General features: G+C 68.3%; 21 protein-coding genes. 10 read left to right on the plus strand and 11 right to left on the minus strand.

Annotation, left to right across the window (positions count from 1 at the left end; all coding sequences use genetic code 11):
* On the minus strand, positions 1-599 hold a 599-nt coding region (locus DI526_RS02200), incomplete at its 3' end, for a phospholipid-binding protein MlaC (protein WP_304273592.1).
* A 16-nt stretch (positions 600-615) separates the two neighbouring features.
* On the minus strand, positions 616-1365 hold the full coding sequence (locus DI526_RS02205) for a VacJ family lipoprotein (protein ID WP_304273593.1): 750 nt from the start codon (positions 1363-1365) through the stop codon (positions 616-618).
* Positions 1366-1724: 359 nt separating this feature from the next.
* Here DI526_RS02205 and DI526_RS02210 point away from each other — a divergent pair, with 359 nt between their 5' ends.
* The 3 genes from DI526_RS02210 (at position 1725) to DI526_RS02220 (ending at position 3191) form a co-directional block, all read left to right on the plus strand.
* On the plus strand, positions 1725-2303 hold the full coding sequence (locus tag DI526_RS02210; RefSeq protein WP_304273595.1) for a PadR family transcriptional regulator: 579 nt from the start codon (positions 1725-1727) through the stop codon (positions 2301-2303).
* Positions 2304-2314: 11 nt separating this feature from the next.
* Positions 2315-2650: a DUF2218 domain-containing protein gene (locus DI526_RS02215; protein WP_304273597.1), complete on the plus strand. Its 336-nt coding sequence runs from the start codon at positions 2315-2317 to the stop codon at positions 2648-2650.
* 88 nt (positions 2651-2738) lie between these two features.
* Positions 2739-3191 (plus strand): hypothetical protein, encoded by a 453-nt coding sequence (locus DI526_RS02220; RefSeq protein WP_304273599.1) that lies wholly within the window; start codon positions 2739-2741, stop codon positions 3189-3191.
* Positions 3192-3206: 15 nt separating this feature from the next.
* Here DI526_RS02220 and DI526_RS02225 read toward each other — a convergent pair whose 3' ends face one another.
* The 3 genes from DI526_RS02225 to DI526_RS02235 are packed head-to-tail and all read right to left on the minus strand — an operon-like array spanning position 3207 to position 8357.
* Entirely contained in the window at positions 3207-5348 is a 2142-nt protein-coding gene (locus DI526_RS02225; protein WP_304273601.1) for a prolyl oligopeptidase family protein, read from the minus strand.
* Positions 5349-7502 (minus strand): prolyl oligopeptidase family protein, encoded by a 2154-nt coding sequence (locus DI526_RS02230; protein ID WP_304273604.1) that lies wholly within the window; start codon positions 7500-7502, stop codon positions 5349-5351.
* A 54-nt stretch (positions 7503-7556) separates the two neighbouring features.
* Complete coding sequence (locus DI526_RS02235; protein WP_304273606.1) at positions 7557-8357, minus strand: potassium channel family protein; 801 nt, start codon at positions 8355-8357, stop codon at positions 7557-7559.
* 31 nt (positions 8358-8388) lie between these two features.
* Between DI526_RS02235 and dapF the strand changes: the two genes are divergently transcribed.
* Genes dapF through DI526_RS02255 form a run of 4 tightly spaced genes read left to right on the plus strand, consistent with a single transcriptional unit; the run spans position 8389 to position 11984 of the window.
* Positions 8389-9243: a diaminopimelate epimerase gene (gene dapF, locus DI526_RS02240; RefSeq protein ID WP_304273607.1), complete on the plus strand. Its 855-nt coding sequence runs from the start codon at positions 8389-8391 to the stop codon at positions 9241-9243.
* 4 nt (positions 9244-9247) lie between these two features.
* On the plus strand, positions 9248-10576 hold the full coding sequence (gene mtaB, locus DI526_RS02245) for a tRNA (N(6)-L-threonylcarbamoyladenosine(37)-C(2))-methylthiotransferase MtaB (RefSeq protein WP_304273609.1): 1329 nt from the start codon (positions 9248-9250) through the stop codon (positions 10574-10576).
* A gap of 44 nt (positions 10577-10620) precedes the next feature.
* Positions 10621-11547 carry an endonuclease/exonuclease/phosphatase family protein gene (locus tag DI526_RS02250; protein WP_304273611.1) on the plus strand — a complete coding sequence of 309 codons (927 nt, stop codon included), beginning with the start codon at positions 10621-10623 and terminating at the stop codon, positions 11545-11547.
* Positions 11548-11552: 5 nt separating this feature from the next.
* Entirely contained in the window at positions 11553-11984 is a 432-nt protein-coding gene (locus DI526_RS02255) for a GFA family protein (protein WP_304273613.1), read from the plus strand.
* Between the two features lie 65 nt (positions 11985-12049).
* Here the strand turns inward: DI526_RS02255 and DI526_RS02260 are convergent, their stop codons facing one another.
* On the minus strand, positions 12050-12739 hold the full coding sequence (locus tag DI526_RS02260; protein ID WP_304273615.1) for a trimeric intracellular cation channel family protein: 690 nt from the start codon (positions 12737-12739) through the stop codon (positions 12050-12052).
* A 92-nt stretch (positions 12740-12831) separates the two neighbouring features.
* Between DI526_RS02260 and ftsY the strand changes: the two genes are divergently transcribed.
* From ftsY to DI526_RS02275, 3 genes are all read left to right on the plus strand, one after another.
* Positions 12832-13773: a signal recognition particle-docking protein FtsY gene (ftsY, locus tag DI526_RS02265; RefSeq protein ID WP_304273617.1), complete on the plus strand. Its 942-nt coding sequence runs from the start codon at positions 12832-12834 to the stop codon at positions 13771-13773.
* Positions 13774-13776: 3 nt separating this feature from the next.
* Positions 13777-14400, plus strand: a complete 624-nt coding sequence (locus tag DI526_RS02270) for an inner membrane-spanning protein YciB (RefSeq protein ID WP_304273619.1) — start codon at positions 13777-13779, stop codon at positions 14398-14400.
* A gap of 107 nt (positions 14401-14507) precedes the next feature.
* Positions 14508-15068: a MarR family winged helix-turn-helix transcriptional regulator gene (locus tag DI526_RS02275; protein WP_304273621.1), complete on the plus strand. Its 561-nt coding sequence runs from the start codon at positions 14508-14510 to the stop codon at positions 15066-15068.
* Positions 15069-15073: 5 nt separating this feature from the next.
* On the opposite strand, the gene DI526_RS02280 is transcribed toward DI526_RS02275, so the two are convergent.
* The 5 genes from DI526_RS02280 to ccmC all read right to left on the minus strand — a co-directional run bounded on the left by DI526_RS02280 (position 15074) and on the right by ccmC (position 17428).
* A complete protein-coding gene (locus tag DI526_RS02280; protein WP_304273623.1) occupies positions 15074-15541 on the minus strand; it encodes a nuclear transport factor 2 family protein in 468 nt (155 codons plus the stop codon).
* Between the two features lie 99 nt (positions 15542-15640).
* Positions 15641-15913, minus strand: a complete 273-nt coding sequence (locus DI526_RS02285) for a hypothetical protein (protein ID WP_304273625.1) — start codon at positions 15911-15913, stop codon at positions 15641-15643.
* Between the two features lie 98 nt (positions 15914-16011).
* Positions 16012-16524 carry a DsbE family thiol:disulfide interchange protein gene (locus DI526_RS02290; RefSeq protein WP_304273626.1) on the minus strand — a complete coding sequence of 171 codons (513 nt, stop codon included), beginning with the start codon at positions 16522-16524 and terminating at the stop codon, positions 16012-16014.
* Positions 16521-16688 carry a heme exporter protein CcmD gene (ccmD, locus tag DI526_RS02295; protein WP_304273628.1) on the minus strand — a complete coding sequence of 56 codons (168 nt, stop codon included), beginning with the start codon at positions 16686-16688 and terminating at the stop codon, positions 16521-16523. Before ccmD ends, DI526_RS02290 begins: the two co-directional genes overlap by 4 nt.
* Positions 16685-17428 (minus strand): heme ABC transporter permease CcmC, encoded by a 744-nt coding sequence (ccmC, locus tag DI526_RS02300; protein WP_304273630.1) that lies wholly within the window; start codon positions 17426-17428, stop codon positions 16685-16687. The genes ccmD and ccmC overlap by 4 nt, the downstream gene beginning before the upstream one ends.
* Positions 17429-17448: the final 20 nt, after the last annotated feature.

Genomic DNA, 17448 nt, shown 5'->3' on the forward strand with positions numbered 1-17448 from the left:
TTGATCAGCACGTCGATGTTGCCGCCGGCGTTGTCGATCGTCGAGACGAAGTCCTGCTGCTGGGTGATGGCCAGCCAGACGCCCTTGAACTGGACGTCGACGACCTTCCAGGTCTGGCCGCCGCCCAGCACGCGCCACGAGACCGGCAGCGGCTGGCTGATCTGGCCGCCCGAGATGGTGGTGTTGACGATCACGTCGCCGGGCTTGCGAACGACCGAGCCGGTCACCTTCAGCTGTTCGCCGCGGTAGTCGTCGATGCGGTCCTGGTAGACGTTCTCGGCGTAGGTCCTGAAGGCTGGCGCGAAGCGGGCCCGCTGTTCGGGGGTGATGGTGCGGGCGTACTTGCCCAGCACGAAATTGGTCACGCGCGGCACATCCGCCAGTTCGTCGATCGCCTGGTGGAAGACCTGCTTCTTCTGGGCGTCGCTCATGCCTTTGTTGGCCAGCACGGAGATGACGCGCTGGGCCTTGGTCTGCACGAAGGCTTCCGCGCCCGGGTCGCGGGCCTGGGCCATGGCGGGCGCGCTGATCGCGACGGCGCCGAGAAAAGCCAGAAGCGCGGCGTTGGCGCCGCGCCGGGTGTTGAGCTTCAGGGTCATGTTCTTACCAGACGAATTATTGAGGGCTCGGCGTCGCCGGAGCCGTATCGGACGGCGGCGAGTCGAAATCGGGTAGATCCTCGGCTGCGCCGGTGGCCTGTCGAATGAAGGCTTCACGGTACTGTCCGTAGGCGGAACGCGCCGCGACGTATGGGTCGGGCGAGTCCTTCAACGCGCGGAAGGCCGGATCGGCCGAGGCCCGCACGTCGACGATGGTGACGCCCAGACGGGCCTTGCCGAAATCGGTGCTGACGCCGCCGGCCACCGCGCTGACCGGGTCGGTGACCATGTCCAGCGCCCGGCCAATGCCGTCGCGGACGTTCAGCGGACCCATCAGCGGCACGTAGATATAGGCCCCGGGGCCCGCGCCGTAATAGCCGAAGGTCTGGCCGAAGTCGGAGTCGCGGCGCGGCAGATGCATCTTGGACGCCACGTCGAACAGGCCCAGGACGCCGACGGTCGAATTGACCACGAAGCGGGCGGTCGATCGCATGGCCCGCTTGGGCTTACCCTGCAGCGCGAAGTTGATGACGGTGTTGGGCTCGCCGAGATTGTAGACGACCGAGCTCACCCGGTTGCGGACCGGGCGGGGCGTCACGGCCATGTAGCCATGGGCGATCGGCGCCAGCAGCACCTTGTCCAGCCCCATGCCAAGCTTGAACGCGCCGCGGTTGAAGCCTTCCCACGGATCATTGGCGGGCGCCGAACCGGTCGGCTGCTCCTGGGCGTGGACCGCCGGAGCGACGGCCAGAAGCCCCGCAGCCATCGCGATCGCGGCGGCGTTATACCGCCCGCCGAACGCCTGTCGGCGCGCGCCCTTGTCCTGATCGCTCCCACGTGTGCTCCTGATTCCGAAGCCCCCATGTATTGGCGCGCCGCTCCGTATCAAGATTGAGGCGATCATTTCGGTCCACTCAGCTGTTCTTTTGCGCCGATTGCTCGGCGACTGAGGCCGAGAGGCCGCAGTCGGCCGAGATCTTCACAGACGCACAGGACGTCACCGGAGAGTCACGGACGTGCCCAAGCCGTTAGGCGGCATTATCAGATATATCGAAAATAGCTCTTGACCACCTGAGATTCCGATATATCTGTAATTCCGATATAACGAAACGGAGTCGAAAAGACATGTTTGGAAGACATCATCATCATCACCGCGGGCGCTGGGACGGTCGCGGCGACGCGCATCACGGCCGCCACCCGTTCGGCTTTCACGGCGGTCCTCCCGGACGCGGCCGCGGCGGTCGCATGGGCCGGTTCTTCGATCACGGCGACCTGCGCTTCGTGGTGCTCAAGCTGATCGCCGACAAGCCCAGCCACGGCTACGAGCTGATCAAGGCCATCGAGACCGCGGCCGGCGGCGCCTATAGCCCCAGCCCCGGCGTGGTCTATCCGACCCTGACCCTGCTGGAGGAAATGGGCTACGTCACCGCCAGCGACGCCGGCGGCGGCAAGAAGCTCTACACGATCACGCCCGAGGGCGAGGCGTTCCTTGCCAGCAACGACGCGCCCGTCCGCTCGCTGTTCGAGCGCATGGCCGAAGCGGCGTCCGCCAGCGCGGCCTTCTCGCCGCAGATCCTGCGGGCTCGCGAGAACCTGAAGACGGCGTTGCGGCTCAAGCTGCACGGCGGCCAGCTGACGGCCGAACAGATCGCGGCGGTGGCCAAGGCGCTGGACGACGCCGCGTCCGTCATCGAATCGGTCTGAGGGAGGCGACCATGCAGAGCCACGCCCGCGTCGCCACCGACAAGGCGGCCCGCTACATGACCCAGCTGGCCAAGCACTGGAGCCACAAGTTCGAGGTCACCTATGACGAGACCTCGGCCCTGTTTCCGCTGCCGCTGGGAACCTGCCACATGACCGCCCACCCGGACGGCCTCGACATCACGCTCGAGGCCGCCGACCTGGAGGGCTTGACGCGTCTCGAGGACGTGGTGGCCAAGCACCTCGATCGCTTCGCTTTCCGCGAGGGCGAGTTGAAGTACGGCTGGACGCGAGCCTGGCCGGCCGGCGGCCTCGATCCGGCGGCGATCCGCATGAACATCGCTCCCTGAAGCCAGGGGGCCGCGTTCGAAGAACGCTGGTCATCTCCGGTTCATGCGAGCTTCGCTTTAAGGCGGGTCGAGCTTGTCGAGGATGACCATGAAGACTGTGATGACCGCCACCTTCCTGCTGGCGCTGACCTTCGCGTCCGGCGCCGAGGCCGCGCCTCGGGCCCGGGTGCGCGACGTGGTGATCCACGCCGGATGGACCTGGGGCCAGGGCCCCAGCGAGACCTTCACGCGGACCCTGACCGAAGAGGTGGACGAAGGCCTGGCCGCCTGCGCCGCGGGTCAGGACCTGCGGCTCGATCTAAAGATCGAGCGGCTGAATGTGCGCCATCTGGGCGACATCGACCTCAACCGTCCCAACCGCCTGGTCGCCCAGGTCAAGGTGAGGCGGGCCAGCGACAAGGCCGTGATCGATCTCCAGCGGATCGACGTGCAGACGCCCGACGAGGGCCTGATGGCGGCCGTTCGCGACCCCGAGCTCATCCTGGCCGAGGCCACCGGCCGGGCGATCTGCCGGACCTTCTTCGCCGCTCCGGCGGCTTGAGGGCCTAGCCTTCCGTCAGTCCATCAGCCGGCGCGTCAGGTACACGTACTCCAGCGCCTGCCGCCGGGCCGTTTCGGCCAGGTTGGCAGCGCCGGCGTGGCCGCCGTCGATGTTCTCATAATAGAGCACCGGATAGCCCAGCTCCATCAGCCGCGCGGCCGCCTTGCGGGCGTGGGCCGGATGGACGCGGTCGTCCTTGGTCGAGGTCTCGATGAAGACCTCGGGATAGTTCCTGCCGGCCTTCAGGTTGGAGTAGGGGTCGTACTTGGCGATCACCGCCCGCTCGGACGGGATGGCCGGATCGCCGTATTCGCCGACCCACGAGGCGCCGGCCCCGAGCTGGCTGTAGCGGATCATGTCGAACAGCGGCACCTGCACGACGACGGCGTTGTAGAGTTCGGGCCGTTGGGTCAAGGCGACGCCCATCAAGAGGCCGCCGTTGCTGCCGCCCATGATCCCCAGGCGCCGGGGCGAGGTGATCTTGCGGGCGATCAGGTCCTGGGAGACGGCGAAGAAGTCGTCATAGACCTTCTGACGGTTGGCCTTCAGGCCCGCCTCGTGCCAGGCCGGGCCGAACTCGCCGCCGCCGCGGATGTTGGCGACGACATAGGTCCCGCCGCGCTCCAGCCACAGCTTGCCCATAACGCCCGAATAGCCAGGGGTCAGCGGCACCTGGAAACCGCCATAGGCGTAGAGCAGGGTGGGGGACGATCCGTCGTACTTCACGCCCTTGGGCCGCACCACGAAGTAGGGGATCTTCACCCCATCCGAAGAGGTCGCCTCGAACTGCTCGACCACGTGGGTCGAGGCGTCGAAGCGGGCGGGCGAGGCCTTGACCTGCTCGAGCTTCAGCGTCGCCGCGTCGGCCAGCCAGAAGGTGCTGGGCGTCAGATAGCCGGTGACGCTGACAAAGATCCGGTCGTCCTGGTCCGAGGCCGAGCCCAAGCCGATGCTGGAATTGGCCGGCAGGTCCAGTTTCTGCGAGGTCCAGCCCTTGGGGCCGTGGCTGAACACCAGGGCCGCGCCCTTGACGTTGTCCAGCAGGCTGACGACCAGCTTGTTGCGGGTGCTGTTGACGGATTCCACCGACTGGCGCGCGGATGGGCGCAGCACCAGCGTCGCCGCCGCCTTGTCCGGCGCGGCCTTAAGCTTGGCCAGGTCGAAGCTGACCAGGTCGCCGGTTTTGAAGCCCCTGGCCGGCCAGTCCTGCTCCATCAGCACGACCATCTGGCCGTCGACATAGCCCTGGATCGAGCTCTTCAAGGGCAAATCGAGCTTCACCGGCTGGGCGCCGTCGAGCAGATGATATTCACGCTCGAAGAAGGTCACGCCGCGGTAGGCCATTTTCGCGACGACCTTGCCGTCGGCGTCGCGAAGAATGAACGGACTGACCGAGACGTCGGTCTTCTGGCCGCGATAGATCTCGACGGCCTGGTCCAGGGCCTGGCCGCGCTTCAGGGTCTTCAGGACATAGGCGTATCCGGAGTTCGTCAGTTCGCCCGGCGCCCACTCCCGGCCGACCAGAAGGGTGTCCTTGTCGAGCCAGCTATAGTTCTGCTTGCCCTCGGGCAGGACGAAGCCGCCGTCGACGAAGGTCTTGGTCGTGGTGTCGAACTCGCGGACGCTGACCGCGTCCTTGCCGCCGTTCGACAGGGTGACCAGGCAACGGGTCTCTTCGGGCGGCAGGCAGCTGGCGCCCTTGAACACCCAGTTGGCGTTCTCGGCCTTGGAGAGGGCGTCGATGTCGAGGATCGTCTCCCAGGCCGGCTGGGCGGTGCGGTAGCTCTCCAGCGTCGTCTTGCGCCACAGGCCGCGCACGTGGTCGGCGTCCTGCCAGAAGTTGCGCAAGGATCCGTCGCCGGCGAACGAAACCCCCGGTACGCGGTCCTTGGCGTTCAGGATCGCCAGGGCCTTGGCCTCCAGGTCGGCGTAGCGGGCGTCGCCCTGCAGCACGCCCAGGCTGCGCGTGTTCTCGGCCTTCGCCCAGTCGAGGGGGCGGGTTCCCTCGATCTCCTCCATCCACAGATAGGGATCGTCCTTGCCCAGCTCGGACAGGGGCGTGCGGGCTTCGGCGGGCTTGGCGCCGTCGGCGGCGGTCGCGGGGGTCAGGGTCATCAGACTCGTGGTGGCCAGGAGGGCGAGGAGAAGGCGCTTCATCTAGTGGTCCATCAGCTGGCGCGACAGGTAGGTGTAGTGCAGGGCCCAGCGGCGGGCGTTGGCCTTGGGGTCGGCGCCGTTGGCGTGACCGCCGTCGGTGTTCTCGAAATAGAGGTGGTCGACTTTCAGGTCGTCCAGGCGGGCGGCGAACTTGCGGGCGTGGCCGGGGTGGACGCGGTCGTCCTTGGTCGAGGTCGTGATATAGGCCAGGGGATATTTCACGCCGGCTTTGAGGTTCTGGTAGGGGCTGTATTTCTCGATCCAGGCCCGCTCGGCCGGAATGGCCGGGTCGCCGTATTCGCCGATCCACGAGGCGCCGGCCGGCAGCTGGGTGTAGCGGATCATGTCCAGCAGCGGGCTTTCGACCACCACCGCGTTCCACAGGTCCGGACGCTCGGTCATGGCCACGCCCATCAGCAGGCCGCCGTTCGAGCGGCCGTAGGCGCCGAGGTGGCGCGGGGCGGTGGCCTTGTCGGCGATCAGCTTTTCGGCGACCGCGAAATAGTCGTCATAGGCCCGCTGGCGGTTGGCCTTCAGCGCCGCCTCGTGCCAGGCCGGCCCGAACTCGCCGCCGCCCCGGATGTTGGCCACAGCGTAGGCGCCGCCGCGCTCCAGCCACAGCTTGCCGACCAGCGGGTCGTAGACCGGCAGCTTGGACAGGTTGAAGCCGCCATAGGCGTGCAGCAGGGTCGGGTTCTGACCGTTCAGCTTCCAGTCCTTCCTGTGGACCAGGAAGTAGGGGATGGCCGTACCGTCTTTTGAGGTCGCCGATTTCTGCTCGACCACCAGGTTCTTGGCGTCGAACAGGGCGGGCAGGGCCTTGACCGTCTGGGCGGTGGTTCCGGTGGCGTCGGCCAGCTTCAGCTGGGTGGGCGTCAGGAAGCCCTCGACGGTGTAGAAGACGTCGTCGCCCTCGTCGGCGTGCGAGCCCAGCGAGACGGCGGCGTTGTCGATGACCGGCAGCGGCTGGGACGTCACCCCGAACTCGCCGCGTAGCCGCAAACTGACCAGGCTGCCGCGGACATTGTCGTAAACGACGGCCAGCACGCGGTGGTCGGTCACGGCGACCTGGTCGATCGACTGGCGCGGGCCGGGGGCCAGCAGTTGGCAGGGATCGCAGTCGTTGCTGATCGCGATCTCCTTGTCGCGCGCCTTGGTCAGAAATCCTGGCGACACGGCGACGAGCGAGCCGGCTGGAAAGCTCTTCGCCGAGGCATTCGAGTCGATGGTCCACGGCTCCTCGATCTTGAGGACCAGCTTGCCGCCGATCAGACCGCGCACGCCGACCTTCTGCGGGATCGGCAGCCGCTCGGCCCGCTGGCCGTCCCACAGGTAAGTCTCATCGTGGAAGAAGTCGGTGGCGCGGGTCAGCAGCACCACGCGGTTTCCGGCCGCGTCGCGCAGCACGTTCGGCCGGGCCGAGACGTCGCTCTTCTGGCCTCGGAAGATCTCGACCGCCTCGCTCAGCGCCTGGCCGCGCTTCAGCGTCTTGATCACGAAGCCGTAGCCGCTGTCCGTCGTCGTGCCGGGACCCCAGTCGCGGGTCAGGATCAGGGTGTCGGCGTCCAGCCATTCGATGGTCTGCTTGCTCTCGGGTAGGACGAAGCCGCCCGCGGCCGGATCGATGAAGCTCTTGGTCGTCAGGTCGAATTCGCGGACCGTGACGGCGTCCTTGCCGCCGTTAGATAGCGAGATCAGGCACCGGTCGTGGGTCTCGGGTCGGCAGTCCGCGCCCTTCCAGATCCAGTTCCTGCCCTCGGCGGCGGCCAGGGCGTCCAGATCGATCACCGTTTCCCACTGGGGATCGGCGGACTTGTAGGACTCCAGGCTCGTCCGCCGCCAAACGCCGCGAACGTGGGTCTGGTCCTGCCAGAAGTTGAAGACCGTCTTGCCGACGAAGGTCGGCATGGCGATCCGGTCCTTGCTGGCCAGGATCTTCAGCGCGTCGGCCTGCAGGCCGGCGAAGCGCGGATCGGCCGACAGCAGCGGCAGCGTCTTGTCGTTCTGCGCCTTTACCCAGGCCAGGGACTCGGGGCTTTCGACCGCCTCCAGGGCCAGGTGAGGATCTACCGTCTGCGATAAGGCCGCGCCGGCCGGAACGGAGGACAGGATCGCGGCCAGGGCGATCGCGGAACAAGCTCGGAACAGGATCATGGCGGGGGACGGTAGCGCAAATTTTTACCCGCGCCAGAGCTATGCCAAGCGCGATCACACCCCGTCGTCGGGAATGTTCAACAGCTTGCCACAGGCCTTGCAGTGCACGGCGTCCGGATCGTGCCGGCGCAGGCCGCAGGCCTCGCAGGGGTGGACGACCTTGTGTGGCCGCAGGATCGACTGGATCAGGCCGATGAACAGCGACACCCCGCCCAGCATCACCGCCATCGACAGCAGCTTGCCCCAGACCCCCGGCAGGGTGACGTCGCCATAGCCGGTGGTCGTCAGGCTGGTGACCGTGAAGTAGAGCGCGTCGACATAGCCGCCGATGCCCTCGTGCCGGCCCGCGAAGCTCGTATAGACGAAGCCCGTCACCACGAAGACGAAGGTCACCAGCGAACTGGCCGCCCGGGTCACGTCCTCGACCCGGGTGTCGTCGTAGCGTCGCCCGATCGTGCGCCAGAAGAACTCGCTGTGGATCAGGGTCCACAGGCGCAACACCCGCAGGAAGCCGAAGTTGAACAGCCAGGCCGGGAACAGCAGGGTCGCGAGGATCAGCAGGTCCAGCCAGACGATCGGCTTTCGCAGCCACGCCTTTATATCCCCGTGCGCCACGGCCCGCGCGGCCAGGTCCAGCGCCAGGAACGTCGCGACGCCATAGTCGATCAGGTAGAAGGTCACGCCGTGGCGCTGCATCAGCGGCGCGGCGATGAAGAAGGCGATGATCGCGATGTCGATCAGGATGATCGCATAGCGGAATCGCACCGCCGTCGGCGACGCGCCGTGATACAGCGCACGCAGCCGGGCCCGCAGCCTCAGCCCCTCTTGATCCTGACGCTGATGGTCGCGGTGCATTTTGCGCGGCTTTCCACTATATAGCCCGGCCATGAGCCGCACCTTCCTGAAGATGAACGGCCTGGGCAACGACTTCGTCGTGGTCCAGACCCTGACCCAGAGCTTCGAACCCACCCCCGAGGAGATCCGCGCGATCGCCAAACGCGGGGAGGGCGGCATCGGCTGCGACCAGGTCATCGCCATCGACCCGCCCAAGGCCGAGGGCGCGTCGGCCTATGTGCGCTTCTGGAACGCCGACGGCGAGGAGACCGGCGCGTGCGGCAACGGCACCCGCTGCGTGGCCTGGCTTCTGATGCAGTCGGCCGGCAAGACCGAGGTCGCCTTCGACACCGTCGCCGGGCGCCTGTCGGGCGTCGCCGCCGGCGAGAAGCTGGTTACGGTCGACATGGGCCCGCCGCGTCTGGCGTGGAACCAGATCCCGCTGGCCGAAGAGATGGACACCGCCCAGGTCGAGCTGCAGGTCGGTCCCACCGGCGCGCCGCTGGTCCAGGCTCCGGTCTGCGTCTCGATGGGCAATCCGCACGTCGTCTTCTTCGTCGACGCCCCAGTCAGCGACGACTTCGCCGCCAAGGTCGGCGGCCAGGTCGAGCACCACCCGCTGTTCCCGGAAGGCGTCAATGTCGGCTTTGCTCATATCGAGCGCCGCGACCACATCCGGCTGAAGGTCTGGGAGCGCGGCGCGGGCCTCACCGCCGCCTGCGGCACCGGCGCCTGCGCCGCCCAGGTCGCCGCCGTCCGCCGGGGCCTGACCGATCGCAAGGCCAAGGTCGAGTTTGAGAGCGGCGCGCTGACCATCGAATGGCGCGAAAGCGACGGCCACGTGATCATGACCGGCCCGGTCAGCATGGACTTCGCCGGCAAGCTGCCCGAGGCGGTCGCCGCTTAACGCCATGGCGACCTACACCGTCATCAAGGCGACGCCCAAGCCGAAACCCGAAGCCGGGGAGGAGGGCGGTCCCGCCGTCGTCTCCTCCGGCCCGGACGGCGTCCAGGTGGTGACCTTCGGTTGCCGCCTCAACGCCTATGAGAGCGAGGCCATCCGCGCCCGCGCCGCCGCCGACGGCGTCACCGACGCGGTGGTGTTCAATACCTGCGCGGTCACGAACGAGGCGGTGCGCCAGGCCCGCCAGGCGATCCGCAAGGCCCGCCGCGAGCGCCCGGGCGCGCGGGTGATCGTCACCGGCTGCGCCGCCCAGGTCGATCCGGCCGCCTTCGCCGCCATGCCGGAGGTCGACCTCGTGCTCGGCAACGCCGAGAAGGCCGCGCCCGGCGCGCTGCTGGAAACCGGCCGCGTGCGGGTCAACGACATCATGTCGGTCAAGGAGACCGCCGGTCACCTGATCGACGGCCTGAAGGACCGCGCCCGCGCCTATGTGGAGGTCCAGAACGGCTGCGACCACCGCTGCACCTTCTGCATCATCCCCTATGGCCGGGGGAACTCGCGTTCGGCGCCCGCCGCCGAGGTCGTCGAGCAAGTCCGCAAGCTCACGGCCGAAGGCTACCAGGAAGTGGTGCTGACCGGCGTCGACGTCACCTCGTGGGGCGCGGACCTGCCCGAGCAACCGACCCTGGGCCAGTTGGTCGGCCGTATCCTGCGCATGGTCCCCGACCTGCCGCGCCTGCGCCTGTCGTCGATCGACGCGGCCGAGATCGATCCCGACCTCTTCGCGCTGCTGGAGACCGAGCCGCGCCTTATGCCGTATCTGCACCTGTCCCTGCAGGCCGGCGACAATCTGATCCTCAAGCGCATGAAGCGTCGCCACAGCCGCGAGGACGCGCTGAAGCTGGTGGCCGAGGTGCGCCGCGTGCGCCCCGACACCGCCTTCGGCGCCGACCTGATCGCCGGCTTCCCGACCGAGAGCGACGAAGCCTTCGAGAACACCCTGCGTCTCGTGGAGGAGGCGGATCTGGCCTTCCTGCACGTCTTCCCCTACAGCCCGCGCCCCGGCACGCCAGCCGCGCGGATGCCGCCGGTGAAGGGGCCGGTGATCAAGGACCGCGCCCGCCGCCTGCGCGAGGCGGGCCAGCGGGGCCTGGAACGTCATCTCCAGCGCCAGGTCGGCCGCGTGCTGTCGGGCCTGGTCGAACGCGACGGCCTGGCGCGGGCCGAGGACTTCACCGAGATCCGCTTCGAGGGCGAGGCGCCGGCGGGCCGGATCGTGGCCTTCAAGGTCACGGGCCATGACGGCGCCCGGGTGCTTGGGGAGCGGGTCTCCTGATCCGGCGCGCGCTCACCGCGGCTGCTCTGTTCGCCGTCCTGGCCATGGCCCCGGCGCGCGCCGAGCCGGCCAGGCCGGTGACGTTCAGCGTCATGACCTACAATGTCGAGGGCCTGCCCTGGCCGGTCCGCAGCGGCCGCGGCGAGGCGCTGAAGGCGATCGGCCACGAGCTGGCCAAGATGCGCAAGGCCGGTGACGAGCCCGACGTCGTGCTGATCCAGGAGGGCTTCCGCTCCGAGATCTGGGACCTGATCGACGAGAGCGGCTATCCGTATGTGGCGCGCGGACCCAACAAGGGCCAGCGCGATCCGAACATGCTGGAGGGCCAGAAGCCCGATTTCCGGCGCGTGAAATATCGCCGCAAGGGCGAGGGCTTGGGCAAGTGGGGCTCCAGCGGCCTGTGGGTGCTGAGCAACCACCCGATCAACTGGGTCAAGTCGCACGCCTATCACTACTGCGCGGGCCTGGACTGCCTGGCCAACAAGGGCGTCATGCTGGTCAGCCTGGACGTGGCGGGGCTGCCGACGCCGGTCGAGGTCGCCGACACCCACCTCAATTCCAAGGGCGCCTCCGGCGTGCCGCGTAGCCGGGCGACGCAGGCTCACCACCTGCAGGCCGACGAGCTGAAGGGCTTCATGCGGGAGGACCGCACGCCGGGCGCGCCGCTGCTGGTCGGCGGCGACTTCAACGTCATGCACTCGGCGGAGCGCTTCGACCACGTGATGGCCGACTACCCGTTCGAGGTGGTCAGCCGCTGGTGCCACCATCGCCCCGGCGCCTGCGACACCCAGATCTCCTATGACGGCGACGCGCCGTGGCTGGACACCCAGGACCTGATCGGCTTCCTGGACGGGGAACGGGTCACGGTGACCCCCGTCGCGGTCGAGGCGACGTTCGACGGCGCCTCAGAACCGGTGCTGTCCGACCACGACGGCTACAAGGTGACGTTCCGGCTGACGCCGAAGGGATAGGGACCATGGGCTTGAGCGGCGGCTGCCAGTGCGGCGCGGTCCGGTTCCGGGTCGAGGGCGAACCCGGCCGCGCCTCCATCTGCCATTGCCGCATGTGCCAGAAGGCGTTCGGCGGTCCGTTCGGGGCGCTGGTGAGCGTGGCCGTCGATCAGCTGACCTGGACGCGTGGCCAGCGAGCGACCTTCCAGAGCTCGGACAAGATCCGGCGCGGCTTCTGCGCCGCCTGCGGCACGCCACTGACCTTCGAATGGAGCGCCGACAAGATCGACCTGGCGTTGTTCGCCTTCGACGATCCGTCGGCGGTCGAGCCGGTGGTTCAGCTTGCCGTCGAGAGCCGGCCGGCCTGGATGGAGCACCTCGCGGACATGCCGGTGCGGCCGCCGATGGGGCCGACGGGGGCGGTGGTGAGCCGGCAGCATCCCGATCACGACACGTGAGTCCTTCTCCCCTTGCGGGAGAAGGTGGCCCGAAGGGCCGGATGAGGGGTCGATAGGCGGGGCCGTCAGCGCGACCCCTCACCCGACCCGCTGCGCGGGCCACCCTCTCCCGCAGGGGGAGAGGGAAACTCTTCCCCCATGAAGCCCGGCAGGCTCCAGCCGAACTTGATCGCGCAAGCCCGCAACCCGAAGGCGGCGGCGAAGCCCGCGATCCCGGCCGGCCAGAACGCCACGCCCGCCAGCTGCAGCACCGTGAACACGGTCGCCCCCAGCAAGGCGGCGGTGATGTAGATCTCGCGGCGGAGCAGGAGGTTGGGCTCCTCGGCCAGCACGTCGCGGATCACGCCGCCGAAGGCGGTGGTCAGAACGCCCATGACCACGGCGCTGAACGGATGCACGCCCAGGCCCAGCGCCTTGGCCGTGCCGACCACGGCGTAGGCGGCCATGCCCAGGGCGTCCAGCCACAGCAGCGCGCGGAACCGCCAGCCGCGCTTGCCCAGCAGCCAGACCACGGTGGCGGCGGCCAGGCAGGCGACGATGTAGCCGGGCCGCTGCACCCAGAACACCGGCGCGCCGATCAGCAGGTCGCGCAGGGTTCCGCCCCCGACGCCGGTGATCGCCGCGAAGAATCCGAAGGTGATGATGTCGTGCTTGCGCCGGGCCGCCGCGAGGGCGCCGGTTGCCCCAAAAACGGCCGCTGCGGCGTAGTCGAGCCAGAAAAGCGCCGTTCCCAAAGGGTCAAGTTGCACGTCCATGCCCTTTCCTTCGCACGGCTGGGCGGCCCGCGCTAACCGTGTCCGGTTAAATCCCGATTTACACTTTCGCCCGGTCGGCTAAAGGGGCGCGGATGAGCGACAAGCCCGATCAGAAAAAAGGCTGGTTCCAACGCCTGACGTCAGGCCTGGCCCGGTCTTCCCAGCAGATGACCGAGCAGGTCACGGGGGTCTTCACCAAGAAGCCCCTGGACCAGGACCAGCTGGACGCCCTGGAAGAGATGCTGATCGAGGCCGATCTCGGCCCCGAGATCGCCGCCCGTATCACCGACGCCTTCGGCAAGGCGCGCTTTGGCAAGTCGTCGACCGACGACGAGGTCAAGGAGGCCCTGGCCGAGCTGATCGCCGCCGAGCTGGCCGACCGCCAGGGCGACTTCGACCCGCTGAGCGGCCCGCGTCCCTATGTGGTGCTGTTCATCGGCGTCAACGGCTCGGGCAAGACCACGACGCTGGGCAAGATCGCCGCTGACCTGACCGAGAAGGGCGCGCGCGTGCTGATCGCCGCCGGCGACACCTTCCGCGCCGCCGCGGTCGAGCAGCTGAAGGTCTGGGCCGACCGCGCCGGGGCCGACTTCATGTCCAAGCCCACCGGCTCGGACGCCGCCGGCCTGGCCTATGAGGCCGTCGAGCGCGCCAAGGCCGAGCACTACGACGTCGTGCTGATCGACACGGCCGGCCGCCTGCAGAACAAGCAGGGCCTGATGGACGAGCTGCTCAAGGTCATCCGTGTCGTGAAGAAGGTCGATCCGGACTATCCGCACGAGACCCTGCTGGTCCTGGACGCCACCGTGGGCCGCAACGCCCTGGCCCAGGAGAAGATCTTCGGCAACCAGGTCGGCGTGTCGGGGATTGTCATGACCAAGCTGGACGGCACCGCGCGCGGCGGGGTGCTGGTGCCGGTGGCCCGCGCCTCCGACAGCCCGATCAAGCTGATCGGGGTGGGCGAGGGGATCGAGGACCTGCAACCGTTCGACGCCCGGGCCTTCTCGCGCTCGCTCGTCGGCCTCAAGGACTGATCCGTGAACGAAGCGCCGGTCGAGGCCTCCCAAGCGGCCCCCAAGAAGAACGCCGGCTGGGTGCGGACGGTCGTCGACTATGGCGCGGCCATCGCGTTCGGCGTCGCCTATTTCGTCACCAAGGACTTCCAGAAGGCGACCTGGGTTCTGGTCGCCGCCTCGGCCGCCGCGCTCGCGATCGGCTATGCGGTCGAGCGCCGCCTGGCCCTCCTGCCGCTGTTCTTCGGCGGCATGGCGCTGGTGTTCGGGACCCTCGGGCTCGTCTTCCACTCCGACATCTTCGTGAAGATCAAGGTCACGGTGATCAACCTGGCCCTGGCCGCCTTCCTGCTGGGCGGGATCCTGACGGGCCGCCAGCCGCTGAAGCTGCTGATGGGCGAAGCCCTGCATCTGCCGGACGCCGCCTGGCGGACCCTGAGCCTGCGCTACGCCGGCTATTTCGCCCTAGTCGCCGTGCTGAACGAGATCGTCCGTCATACCCAGGACACCGACACCTGGGTCAAGTTCCGTCTGGGCCTGCTGCCGTTGGCCCTGGTGTTCGTGGCCACCCAGATCCCCTTCATGATGAAGCACATGGCCAAGGGCGACGCCCCCGCGGCGGCGGAACCTCCGGACGCGGGCTTCTAGTCCCACGCGCTTTCCGCCGTCCACGGACCGTTGTCGTCAAATCGACGCGTTCCGGTGCTAGCCTTTGTCCGTCGGTCGAGGGACCGTGCGATGTGGGGGCGCGAGACATGGCCAAGAGCAAGGGCGACAAGGCGATCGGCGGTTTGCTGGAGCGTTCGCCCAGTCATCTGCTGCACCGGGTCCTGCAACTGGCGCTCGACATCTATGCCGAGGAATGCGGTCAGGCGGGGGTCACCCAGCGCCAGTTCGCCGTCCTCGCCGCCGTGGCCGAGAACGAGGGCGTCACCCAGACGGCCTTGGTCCGCGCCACCGGCATCGACCGCTCGACCCTGGCCGACATGGTCGCCCGGATGATCACCAAGGGCCACCTGGAGCGCCAGCGCTCCAGCGAGGACGCCCGCGCCAACAGCGTGCGCCTGACCACCGCCGGCCGCGAGGCGCTCGAAGCCGTTCGCCCGATGGTCGCCATGGCCGACGCCCGCATTCTCGCCCTGCTCAAGCCCAGCAAGCGCGAAGGATTCCTTGACCTGCTGGCGGACGTCGCCGGCGCCGACCTGCACCCGGAAGAGGCCGCCCCGAAGTCCAAGAAGGCCAAGGCTGAAAAGACCGACAAGCCGAAGAAGGACAAGAAGGTGAAGAAGGACAAGGCCGCCAAGAAGGCGGCCTGACCGCGCTACTTGGCGTCTGGCCCCGGCATGTGGCCGTAGCTGACGACCTTGGTGATTCGCCAGTCGTCGCCCGTCCGCTTCCAGATCATCAGGAACTTGGCGACCCCGCCGCCCTCGCCCTCGGCGACCGACCGGAAGCCATGCAGCCCCTCCTCGATCGCGCCATAGCCCTTGATCGGATAGACCTTCAGCGAGCCGGGCGTCAGCACGCGCTGGACCTTGCCGCAGATGTACTTTCGGGTGTTCTCGACCACGATGTCGCGCCCGACCGTGACGCCGCCGTCGTCGTGGAAGAATTCGACGTCGGGGGCGAAGAACTTGCCGAACGCCACCATGTCGCAGCGGTTGTAGGCGTCGAAGGCCTGCCGATCGAGCTCGGCCACGGTCTTGACCAGGTCTGGATCGGTCTCGGAGGCGCGCGCCGGTCCTGCGGCCAGGAGGCAGACGGCTAGAGCGGCGATGGCGGTGCGCATGAGATCCCTGCCTTGCGAAGCGACGGCCGTGGGACTCTAAAGGTCTGGTCTTTCAGGTCGACCGGATTTTCCGCAACCGGCCGGTCGGACGTCGGAGCGTCAGACCAGGATGTTCAGCAGCGAACCAGGCCGCAGGATCTTCTGCGGCTGGGCGTCGGGCTGGACGAACGGCTTTTGCGGCGCCGCGCGTTGCTGGGGCTGAGCCTGGGCCTGCAGCTGAACCGTCGAGGGAGCCGCCGCAGGACGGGCCGGCGCGGCTTCGGTCAGGGCCGCCTGGAAGAAAGCCGCGCGCGTCGCCGCGCCGGTCTTGGCGGGGACCGACGGGGTTTGCGACGGAACGACGGGCCAGCCGGCGGGACGGACGTTGCTCATGACTCGGAATCTAGCACGGTTAACAAAGCGTGCGCGAGTATGGTCAACGCAAAGTTAACAAGATCGCCCCGCGACCTGTCCGCGCACCCGGTAAGACGCTACTTCGCCTTCTTCAGCAGGTCCTCGGCTGCGTCCGGCGTCAGCGGGCCGGTGTGCTTGGCGATGATCACGCCGTCGGAGCCGACCAGATAGGTCTCCGGCACGCCGGTGACGCCGAACTCCAGCCCCGCGCGGCCGTCGCGGTCGACCAGATGCAGGGCGAAGGGATCGCCGAGCCGGGTCAGGAACGCCTGGGTGTTGGCGGGCGCGTCCTTGTAGGCGACGCCCACCACCTTCACGCCCTGGGCCTTCAGGGCCATCAGCTGCGGGTGCTCCACCTCGCAGGGGGCGCACCACGAGGCGAAGAAGTTCACCAGCACAGGGCCTTCGCTGGCGTCGCGGATCGCGGTCGGCGTCCCGCTGGTCAGTTCGGGCAATTGCAGGGCGGGGGCGGGCTTGCCGACCAGGGCGTGGGGCTGCACGCGCGGGTCGCGCTTGAGCGCATAGCCGGCGAACAGGCCGGCCAGGGCCAGCAGGATCAGTAGCGGAACGAAGGCCAGCCAGCGCTTCACGACTTGGTCGACTCCAACTCAGCCTGCAGGCGCTCGGCCTCGCGCCGCCAGCGGCGGGCCATGAGGAGGCTGCTGGCGATCATCCAGGCGAAGGCCAGGGCCGAGATCGCGAAGGCGGGCCACAGATAGATCGCGTACTTGCCCGCGTCGAAATCGAAGCTCATCGCGCGCCCTCCGCCAGCTTCAGCGACAGGCTGCGGGCCTTGCGCCGCCAGACCAGGGCGCGGATCCGCACCAGCCACAGGGCGCCGAAAGCGCCGAGATAGGCCAGGCCCATCAGCACGGCCGGCCAGGCGTAGATCGCCGGCAGGCCGTCGCCCTTGGCGGCCATGAAGGTCGAGGATCCCTGGTGCAGTGTGTTCCACCACTCGACCGAGAACTTGACGATCGGCAGGTTGATCAGTCCGACCAGGGCGAGGATGGCGGCGGCACGGGCGGCCTTCTGCTCGTCTTCGAGCGCTCCACGCAGGGCCATGTAGCCGAGATAGAACAGCAGCAGCACCAGCACCGAGGTCAGGCGCGCGTCCCAAACCCACCAGGCGCCCCACATCGGCTTGCCCCACAGCGAGCCGGTGATCAGCGCCAGCGCCGTGTAGACCGCGCCGATCGGGGCGCAGGCCTGGGCGGCGAGGTCGGCGAGGGCCTGGCGGAACACCAGGGCCAGAAAGCTGGCGACGCCCAGGCACAGATAGATGAACAGCGACAGCGAGGCGGCCGGGATGTGGATGAACATCATCCGCACGGTGTCGCCCTGCTGGTAGTCCTCGGGGACCAGGAAGGTCATGACAAGGCCCGCGGCGGCGGCGATCGCGGACAGAACGCCCAGCAGCGGGGCGGCCCATCGCGAGAAGGCCATGAACCGCTCGGGGTTGGTCAGGAAATCGAACGTGTGGCGCGCGTCCATGGATCACGCTCTAGAGCGGC

Origin of the sequence: Caulobacter segnis (assembly GCF_003243465.1) — a bacterium.
In the GTDB taxonomy this organism is placed as follows: domain Bacteria; phylum Pseudomonadota; class Alphaproteobacteria; order Caulobacterales; family Caulobacteraceae; genus Caulobacter; species Caulobacter segnis_A.